Annotated in this window: 7 protein-coding genes; 5 read left to right on the plus strand and 2 right to left on the minus strand. The window is 72.0% G+C overall.

The features are described from left to right. Positions 1-68: 68 nt before the first annotated feature. Positions 69-1,043: a heme o synthase gene (locus ACFWEG_RS26605; protein ID WP_387220000.1), complete on the minus strand. Its 975-nt coding sequence runs from the start codon at positions 1,041-1,043 to the stop codon at positions 69-71. A 304-nt stretch (positions 1,044-1,347) separates the two neighbouring features. Between ACFWEG_RS26605 and tkt the strand changes: the two genes are divergently transcribed. The 5 genes from tkt to pgl are packed head-to-tail and all read left to right on the plus strand — an operon-like array spanning position 1,348 to position 7,938. Then, a complete protein-coding gene (tkt, locus tag ACFWEG_RS26610; RefSeq protein WP_387220003.1) occupies positions 1,348-3,432 on the plus strand; it encodes a transketolase in 2,085 nt (694 codons plus the stop codon). A gap of 34 nt (positions 3,433-3,466) precedes the next feature. After that, the gene (gene tal, locus ACFWEG_RS26615; protein WP_387220006.1) at positions 3,467-4,585 is read left to right on the plus strand and encodes a transaldolase; all 1,119 of its coding nucleotides are present in this window, start codon (positions 3,467-3,469) and stop codon (positions 4,583-4,585) included. A gap of 4 nt (positions 4,586-4,589) precedes the next feature. Next, positions 4,590-6,113 (plus strand): glucose-6-phosphate dehydrogenase, encoded by a 1,524-nt coding sequence (gene zwf, locus ACFWEG_RS26620; protein ID WP_387220009.1) that lies wholly within the window; start codon positions 4,590-4,592, stop codon positions 6,111-6,113. Then, positions 6,110-7,168 (plus strand): glucose-6-phosphate dehydrogenase assembly protein OpcA, encoded by a 1,059-nt coding sequence (opcA, locus tag ACFWEG_RS26625; RefSeq protein ID WP_387220011.1) that lies wholly within the window; start codon positions 6,110-6,112, stop codon positions 7,166-7,168. Before zwf ends, opcA begins: the two co-directional genes overlap by 4 nt. Then, on the plus strand, positions 7,165-7,938 hold the full coding sequence (gene pgl / locus ACFWEG_RS26630; protein WP_387220014.1) for a 6-phosphogluconolactonase: 774 nt from the start codon (positions 7,165-7,167) through the stop codon (positions 7,936-7,938). Before opcA ends, pgl begins: the two co-directional genes overlap by 4 nt. 279 nt (positions 7,939-8,217) lie before the next feature. Here the strand turns inward: pgl and ACFWEG_RS26635 are convergent, their stop codons facing one another. Continuing rightward, positions 8,218-8,967, minus strand: coding sequence for a nucleotidyltransferase (locus ACFWEG_RS26635; RefSeq protein WP_387220016.1), 750 nt, complete (start codon positions 8,965-8,967; stop codon positions 8,218-8,220). Positions 8,968-9,076: the final 109 nt, after the last annotated feature.

Raw genomic sequence — 9,076 nt, forward strand, 5'->3', positions numbered from 1 at the left:
GTGCGTGGCCTGGACCACGCACCCCGCCCGTCGGCGGAACAGGAACACCTACGGCACCGGCTCGGCCGTCAGCGCAGGAAGGGGTCCACGGCGATCGCGACGAACAGCAGCGAGACGTAGGTGATCGACCAGTGGAACAGCCGCATCTCCTTCAGCTTCGCCCCGGCGAGACCCGCCTTCGCCCGCGCCTGCAGCGCGTGCGCCTCCCACAGCCACCAGCCGCCGGTCGCCAGCGCGACCGCGGTGTAGAACCAGCCGGTGTACCCGAGCGGCTGGAGCAGGAGCGAGATGCCGACCATCACCCAGCTGTAGAGGACGATCTGCCGCGCGACGACCGTGTTGCCCGCGACGACCGGCAGCATCGGCACGCCGACCCGCGCGTAGTCGTCCCGCACCTTCATCGACAGCGGCCAGTAGTGCGGCGGCGTCCAGAAGAAGATGACGAGGAACAGGATCAGCGCGGCCCAGGAGAGCGAGTTCGTCACCGACGACCAGCCGATGAGCACCGGCATGCAGCCGGCGATGCCGCCCCAGACGATGTTCTGCGCGGTGCGCCGCTTCAGCAGCATCGTGTAGACCACGACGTAGAAGAGGAGCGCGCCGACCGACAGCGCCGCGGAGAGCCAGTTGACGAGCAGTCCGAACCAGAGCGTGGAGACCACCGCGAGCACGAGGCCGAAGACGAGCCCCTCGCGCGGCGAGACCATCCCGGTGACCAGCGGCCGCTGGGACGTGCGGTCCATCAGCGCGTCGATGTCGCGGTCGATGTACATGTTCAGCGCGTTCGCGCCGCCCGCGGAGAGGTAGCCGCCGAAGCAGGTCGCGAGGACCAGCCACAGGTCGGGCACGCCCTGCTGGGCAAGGAACATCACCGGGACGGTGGTGATGAGGAGGAGCTCGATGATCCGCGGCTTGGTGAGCGCCACGAACGCCATGACGCGGGCCCCGGCGGACCGGTGGACCCCGCTGGTCCCGAACTCGCCCGGAGCCGCGGGAGCCTGGGAGGTGTCCCGCTCCGCTGGACGGGATTCGACGGCCGTCACGCACACCCCTGACAGAGACTTGTTCAGCAAGCCCGATCCGCTCCGGCAGGTGAGGGCCGGGTAAAGGCTTGCGCGTACCACGCCACTCTAGACGTTGCCCGGAGTGCGCCCTTCGTGGGGGTGGGGTCGTGTCGACCGTCCGGGAGGCGAAGTCGGGCGCGGGCGGGCAGGCTGGGACGGAGCACCGCCGGTGACCTTCGGTCGTTCGAAAAAATGCACGTGTCCACGGGAGTAGGCTCGACCGCGGCCGGTGTGCGCACCGTCACGCCGGCCTTCGACCTGTGGAGAGGAGCCCTGACCCAGGGTGAGCACGAAGCCGACTACCACCGCATTCGAGTGGACCGAACTGGACCAGCGAGCCGTCGACACCGCCCGTGTCCTGGCCGCAGACGCCGTGCAGAAGGTCGGGAACGGCCACCCCGGCACGGCGATGAGCCTTGCTCCGGCCGCCTACACCCTCTTCCAGAAGGTGATGCGGCACGACCCGTCCGACACCGACTGGACCGGCCGCGACCGGTTCGTCCTGTCCGCCGGCCACTCCTCCCTGACCCTCTACACCCAGCTCTACCTGGGTGGCTTCGGTCTCGAGCTGGACGACCTCAAGGCGTTCCGCACCTGGGGCAGCCGCACCCCGGGCCACCCGGAGTACGGCCACACCCCCGGCGTCGAGACGACGACGGGCCCGCTCGGCCAGGGCGTCGCGAACGCCGTGGGCATGGCGATGGCCGCCCGCTACGAGCGCGGCCTGTTCGACCCCGAGGCCCCGGCGGGCACCAGCCCGTTCGACCACCGGATCTACGTCATCGCCGGCGACGGCTGCCTCCAGGAGGGCATCTCCGCCGAGGCGTCCTCGCTCGCCGGCCACCAGAAGCTCGGCAACCTGATCCTGCTGTGGGACGACAACCACATCTCGATCGAGGGCGACACCGAGACGGCCGTCTCCGAGGACACCGTCAAGCGGTACGAGGCCTACGGCTGGCACGTCCAGCGGGTGGCCCCGAAGGCCGACGGCGACCTCGACCCGGCCGCGCTGTTCGAGGCGGTCAAGGCGGCCGAGGCCGACCCGCGCCCCTCCTTCATCGCGATGCGCTCGATCATCGCCTGGCCGGCCCCGAACGCGCAGAACACCGAGGCCGCGCACGGCTCTGCGCTCGGCGACGAGGAGGTCGCGGCCACCAAGCGGGTGCTCGGCTTCGACCCGGAGCAGACCTTCGAGGTCGCGGACGAGGTCATCGCCCACGCGCGCGCCCTCGGCGACCGCGGCCGCGAGGCCCGCGCCGAGTGGGAGAAGTCGTTCGCCGCATGGCGGACCGCGAACCCCGAGCGCGCCGCCGAGTTCGACCGGATCGCCGCGGGCGAGCTGCCGGCCGGCTGGGAGGAGCAGCTCCCCGTCTTCGAGACCGGCAAGTCGGTCGCCACCCGCGCCGCGTCCGGCAAGGTGCTCCAGGCGCTCGGGGCGGTCATCCCCGAGCTGTGGGGCGGCTCCGCCGACCTGGCCGGCTCGAACAACACGACGATCGACAAGACGTCGTCGTTCCTGCCCGAGGGCAACCCGCTCCCCGAGGCCGACCCGTACGGCCGTACCGTGCACTTCGGCATCCGCGAGCACGCGATGGCCGCCGAGCTGAACGGCATCACGCTGCACGGCAACACCCGCGCCTTCGGCGGCACCTTCCTGGTGTTCTCCGACTACATGCGCAACGCCGTCCGGCTCTCCGCGCTGATGCACCTGCCGGTGACGTACGTCTGGACGCACGACTCGGTCGGTCTCGGCGAGGACGGCCCGACCCACCAGCCGGTCGAGCACCTCGCCTCGCTGCGCGCGATCCCCGGCCTGAACGTGGTGCGCCCCGGCGACGCCAACGAGACGGCGATCGTCTGGCGCGAGGTCCTCAAGCGATGGACCAAGGAGTTCGGCAAGGGCGCCCCGCACGGTCTGGCGCTGACCCGCCAGGGCGTGCCGACCTACGACGCGAACGAGGACGCCGCCAAGGGCGGGTACGTGCTGTTCGAGGCCGACGGCGGTCAGCCCGAGGTCGTGCTCATCGGGACCGGTTCGGAGGTGCAGCTCGCCGTCGAGGCGCGCGAGCAGCTCCAGGCGGCCGGGGTGCCGACCCGGGTCGTGTCGATGCCGTGCGTCGAGTGGTTCGAGGAGCAGGACCAGGGGTACCGGGAGGCCGTGCTGCCGCCGTCGCTGAAGGCGCGTGTCGCGGTCGAGGCCGGCATCGGTCTCACCTGGCACAAGTACGTGGGCGACGCGGGCCGCATCGTCTCGCTGGAGCACTTCGGTGCCTCCGCGGACGCCAAGGTGCTGTTCCGGGAGTTCGGGTTCACCGCGGAGGCCGTCGTGGCCGCCGCGCGGGAATCGATCTCCGCCGCCCAGCGCTGACGCCAGTACACGACCAGTAGGAGAAGGAATCCTCATGACAGACGCACTCAAGCGCCTCTCCGACGAAGGCGTCGCGATCTGGCTCGACGACCTGTCCCGCAAGCGGATCACCACGGGCAACCTGTCCGAGCTGATCGACCAGAGCCACGTGGTGGGCGTCACGACCAACCCGTCGATCTTCCAGAAGGCCATCTCGGCCGGCGACGGCTACGAGCAGCAGGTCGGCGACCTCGCCACCCGCCGGGTCACGGTCGAGGAGGCCGTGCGGATGATCACGACGGCGGACGTCCGCGACGCCGCCGACATCCTGCGCCCGGTCTTCGACGCGACGGGCGGCCAGGACGGCCGGGTGTCGATCGAGGTCGACCCGCGGCTCGCGCACAACACCGACGCGACGGCCGCCGAGGCCAAGCAGCTCGCCTGGCTGGTGGACCGGCCGAACACGCTGATCAAGATCCCGGCCACCAAGGCGGGCCTCCCCTCGATCACCGAGACGATCGCGCTGGGCATCAGCGTCAACGTCACGCTGATCTTCTCGCTGGAGCGCTACCGCGAGGTCATGGACGCCTACCTGGCGGGCCTGGAGAAGGCGAAGGCCAACGGCCTGGACCTCTCCAAGATCCACTCGGTGGCGTCCTTCTTCGTGTCCCGCGTGGACACCGAGATCGACAAGCGGCTCGACGCGATCGGCACCGACGAGGCCAAGGCCGCCAAGGGCAAGGCCGGCGTGGCCAACGCCCGCCTGGCCTACGAGGCGTACGAGCAGACGTTCTCGGGCGAGCGCTGGGCCGCCCTCGACAAGGCGCAGGCCAACAAGCAGCGTCCGCTGTGGGCCTCGACCGGCGTGAAGGACCCGTCCCTCAAGGACACCCTCTACGTCGACGAGCTGGTCGCGCCCGGCACCGTCAACACCATGCCGGAGGCCACCCTGGAGGCGACCGCCGACCACGGTGAGATCCGCGGCAACTCGATCGCCGGCACGTACGAGCAGTCGCGCGCCGAGCTGGACGCGGTGGCGAAGCTGGGCATCTCCTACGACGACGTCGTGGAGCTGCTGGAGAAGGAGGGCGTCGAGAAGTTCGAGGCCTCCTGGAACGACCTGCTCAAGTCCACCGAGGCCGAGCTCAAGCGCCTCGCTCCCGCGGAGGTCTAGAACCTTGTCGAGCAGCAATCCGCTGCGTGACGCCCAGGACCGACGGCTCCCGCGTATCGCGGGGCCGTCGGGGCTGGTCATCTTCGGCGTCACGGGCGATTTGTCCCGTAAAAAGCTCATGCCCGCCGTGTACGACCTCGCCAACCGGGGGCTCCTGCCGCCGGGCTTCTCGCTCATCGGCTTCGCCCGCCGTGAGTGGGAGGACGAGGACTTCGCGGCCGTCGTCCACGACGCGGTCAAGGAGCACTCCCGGACCCCGTTCCGCGAGGAGGTCTGGCAGCAGCTCGCCCAGGGCATGCGGTTCGTCCAGGGCACCTTCGACGACGACACCGCCTTCGAGCAGCTGCGCGCCACCGTGCAGGAGCTCGACCAGTCGCAGGGCACCGGCGGCAACTTCGCGTTCTACCTGTCGGTGCCGCCGAAGTACTTCCCCACCGTCGTCCAGCAGCTGAAGAAGCACGGCCTGGCCGACCAGCCCGAGGGCTCCTGGCGGCGCGCGGTCATCGAGAAGCCGTTCGGCCGCGACCTGGAGTCCGCCCGCGAGCTGGACTCGATCGTGCACGACGCGTTCGCGCCCGACCAGGTCTTCCGGATCGACCACTACCTGGGCAAGGAGACCGTCCAGAACATCCTGGCGCTGCGCTTCGCCAACCAGATGTTCGAGCCGGTCTGGAACCGCTCCTACGTCGACCACGTGCAGATCACGATGGCCGAGGACATCGGCATCGGCGGCCGGGCCGGCTACTACGACGGCATCGGCTCCGCCCGCGACGTCATCCAGAACCACCTCCTCCAGCTGCTCGCGCTGACCGCGATGGAGGAGCCCGCCTCCTTCGGCGCCGACGCCCTGGTGGCGGAGAAGGCCAAGGTCCTCGGCGCCGTCAGGCTCCCCGCCGACCTCTCCGCCGGCACCGTGCGCGGCCAGTACGCGGCCGGGTGGCAGGGCGGCGAGAAGGTCATCGGGTACCTGGAGGAGGACGGGATCGACCCCAAGTCGAAGACCGACACCTACGCCGCGATCAAGGTCGGGATCGACAACCGCCGCTGGGCCGGCGTCCCCTTCTACCTGCGCACCGGCAAGCGGCTGGGCCGCCGGGTCACCGAGATCGCGGTCGTCTTCCAGCGCGCCCCGCACTCCCCCTTCGACCACACGGCGACGGAGGAGCTCGGGCAGAACGCGATCGTCATCCGTGTCCAGCCCGACGAGGGCATCACGGTCCGCTTCGGCTCCAAGGTGCCCGGCACCTCGATGGAGATCCGGGACGTGTCCATGGACTTCGCCTACGGCGAGTCGTTCACGGAGTCCAGCCCCGAGGCGTACGAGCGGCTCATCCTCGACGTGCTGCTCGGCGACGCGAACCTGTTCCCGCGCACCGAGGAGGTCGAGCTCTCCTGGAAGATCCTCGACCCGATCGAGGCGCACTGGGACAAGCACGGCAAGGCGGCCCAGTACGAGGCCGGCACGTGGGGACCGGCCGAGGCGGACGAAATGCTCGCACGAGACGGACGGAGCTGGCGCCGGCCATGAAGATCGACCTCACGGAGACCACCTCCAGCAAGATCAACAAGGCCCTGGTCAGGGGCCGCCGCGCCGTCGGCACCCCGGCCGTCGGCATGGTGCTCACCCTCGTCATCGTCACCGACGAGGAGAACGCCTACGACGCGCTCAAGGCCGCCAACGAGGCGTCCAAGGAGCACCCCTCGCGCACCCTGGTCGTCGTCAAGCGGGTCTCCCGCTCGCCGCGCGACCGCGCGAAGGCGCGCCTCGACGCGGAGATCCGGGTCGGCGCGGACGCCGGCACCGGCGAGACGGTCGTCGTACGGCTGTACGGCGACATCGCCGACCACGCCCAGTCGGTCGTCCTGCCGCTGCTGCTCCCGGACGCGCCCGTCGTGGTCTGGTGGCCGGTCAACGCGCCGCTCGACCCGGCGAAGGACCCGCTCGGCGCGCTCGCCCAGCGGCGGGTCACCGACACCTACGCCGCCGAGGACCCGATCCACGAGCTGTCCGAGCGCAGCGCCGTCTACACCCCCGGCGACACGGACCTGGCGTGGACCCGGATCACCCCCTGGCGCTCGATGCTCGCCGCCGCGCTCGACCAGAAGCCCTGCCGGGTCTCGGCGGTCGAGGTCGAGGGCGAGGAGTTCAACCCGAGCTGCGAGCTGCTCGCCATGTGGCTCGCCGTCCGGCTCGGCGTCCCCGTCACGCGCTCGGCGTCCGCGGGCCCCGGCCTCACGGCCGTCCGGCTGACGACGGACCACGGCGCGATCGTCCTGGACCGCGCGGACGGCTCGCTCGCCACGCTGTCCATCGAGGGCCAGCCCGACCGGGCCGTCGCGCTCAAGCGCCGTGAGACCGCGGAGCTGATCGCGGAGGAGCTGCGCCGGCTCGACCCGGACGACACCTACGCGGCCGCGCTGCGCTTCGGCGTGGACCGGCTGGCGGCGGCGGGCTCCGGTGCGCCGAAGCAGGCGGAGGAGACCGCGCCGAAGGCGGAGGAGGCGTCCGACGCCGACGCGGCCCCCGCCAGGAAGCCGGCGCGCAGGACCGCGTCCTCGGCCCGCAAGGCGGCCGCCAAGTGACGACCGTCCCCCAGGTGGTCGTCCACCGCGACAAGGACCTGATGGCCCGGGCCACCGCGGCCCGGCTCATCACCCGGATCGTCGACGCGCAGGCCTCCCGCGGCTCCGCGTCGGTCGTCCTGACCGGCGGCCGCAACGGCAACGGCCTGCTGGCCGCGCTCGCCGACGCGCCGGCCAGGGACGCGGTCGACTGGTCCCGGATCGACCTGTGGTGGGGCGACGAGCGCTACCTCCCCGACGGCGACCCCGAGCGCAACGTCACCCAGGCCCGTCAGGCCCTGCTGGACGCCGTCCCGCTCGACCCGGCGCGCGTGCACGCCGTGCCCGCGTCCGACGACGCGCGGTACGCCGACGCCGACGAGGCGGCGGCGGCGTACGCCGAGGAGCTGGCCGCCGCGGCCGATCCCTCGGACCACGGTCCCGTCCCCACCTTCGACGTCCTCATGCTCGGCGTCGGGCCCGACACCCATGTCGCGTCCCTCTTCCCCGAGCACCCGGGCGTCCGCGAGCGGGAGCGAACCGTGATCGGCGTCCACGGGGCGCCCAAGCCCCCGCCCACCCGCGTCTCCCTCACGCTCCCCGCGATCCGCGCGGCGCGCGAGGTGTGGCTCCTCGCCGCGGGCGAGGACAAGGCGGCGGCGGTGTCCATCGCCCTCGGCGGCGCGGGCGAACTCCAGGCCCCCGCCGCAGGCGCCTACGGCCGCACCCGCACCCTCTGGCTCCTCGACGAGCCCGCGGCCTCCAAGCTCCCACCGGACCTGTACGCCTGACGGCGCCCCGCCCCGGTACACCTCCACCACGAGGTGCACCGGGGCGGACGCGTGCTGGGGCCAAAAAACCAGCCCGGCCGGCGAGCGGTGCCCAAAACCTTCCAGCCCGACCGGCGAGCGATGGCCCAAAAACTTCAGCCCCACCGGCGAGCGATGGCCCAAAAACTTCAGCCCGACCAGCGAGCCGTGGCCAAAAAACTTCAGCCCGGCCGGCGTTTGAGGCCACCGGGCGGAGCCCGGTACCCGCGGCGCAGCCGCGAATCCCCGCCGCCGGCCGCCCTAGGCCCCCGCACCCGCGACCGTCCGGTCGATCGCCCCCGCGAGGAACGCACGGACCGCGTCCGCGCGCCACGCGGGGTCGAGGCCGGCCCCGGCCCCCTCGTAGCGGCGGCGGCGGACGTCCTCGACGACCTCCGCCGGCGCCCCGAGCGCGGGGAGGACCTCCAGCGCCTCGCGCTTGGTGATCATGCGGCCCTCCCGCAGGGTGACCCCGCCGCGCGCCAGGGTCAGCAGGCCGAGGTCGACCCACACGTCCCGCAGCCACAGCTCCGCGTGGTCGAGCGCGGGCCGCCAGTACCCGCCGAGGTCCCGCAGCACGTACGCCCGCAGCTGCCGGTCGCTGACCGGCGGCAGCACCTCCTGCGGCGCCCGCCCGTAGAGCACCCGCGCGCACGTCAGCAGCTCACGCCGGGCCACCGGCGTCACCGGCCGCCGGAACAGCTCCTCGTACGCCCAGGTGGCGTGCTGCCGCTCCGCGTCCGCCGCCTCCCCGGCCGTCAGGTAGGCGCAGTGCAGCAGCGGCACGAGCGGCGAGAACCCCGCGAGCCCCTGGTGCACGCCGGCGATCCGCCGCTCGGCGTCGGGCGTGATCTCCTCGCCGACCACCGCGACCAGGTCCAGGTCGCTGCGCCCCGCCACGTAGTCCCCCGCCCCGAGCGACCCGTGCGCCCACAGCGCCTCGACGGGCACGATGGCCCGCAGTTCGGTGAGGAAGCAGGCGAGCAACTCGGTGGTGGCGAAATCTCTCATCGAGTCCTTCCTTCTTGGGTACCCCCGGCTTCAGCCGGGGGAGGAAACGAAGCTTCCGCAGAGCACGGCGGTGGTCGCCGGCCCACCGCTGAGGCGGACCGGCGACCAC

It is taken from the genome of Streptomyces sp. NPDC060194 (genome assembly GCF_042728285.1).
Taxonomy (GTDB): Bacteria; Actinomycetota; Actinomycetes; order Streptomycetales; family Streptomycetaceae; genus Streptomyces.

Bases quoted from the DNA above. Each gene is read 5' to 3' on its own strand.
- tal (WP_387220006.1), top strand. From the start codon at position 3,467: ATGACAGACGCACTCAAGCGCCTCTCCGACGAAGGCGTCGCGATCTGG.
- opcA (WP_387220011.1), top strand. From the start codon at position 6,110: ATGAAGATCGACCTCACGGAGACCACCTCCAGCAAGATCAACAAGGCC.
- ACFWEG_RS26635 (WP_387220016.1), bottom strand. From the start codon at position 8,967: ATGAGAGATTTCGCCACCACCGAGTTGCTCGCCTGCTTCCTCACCGAA.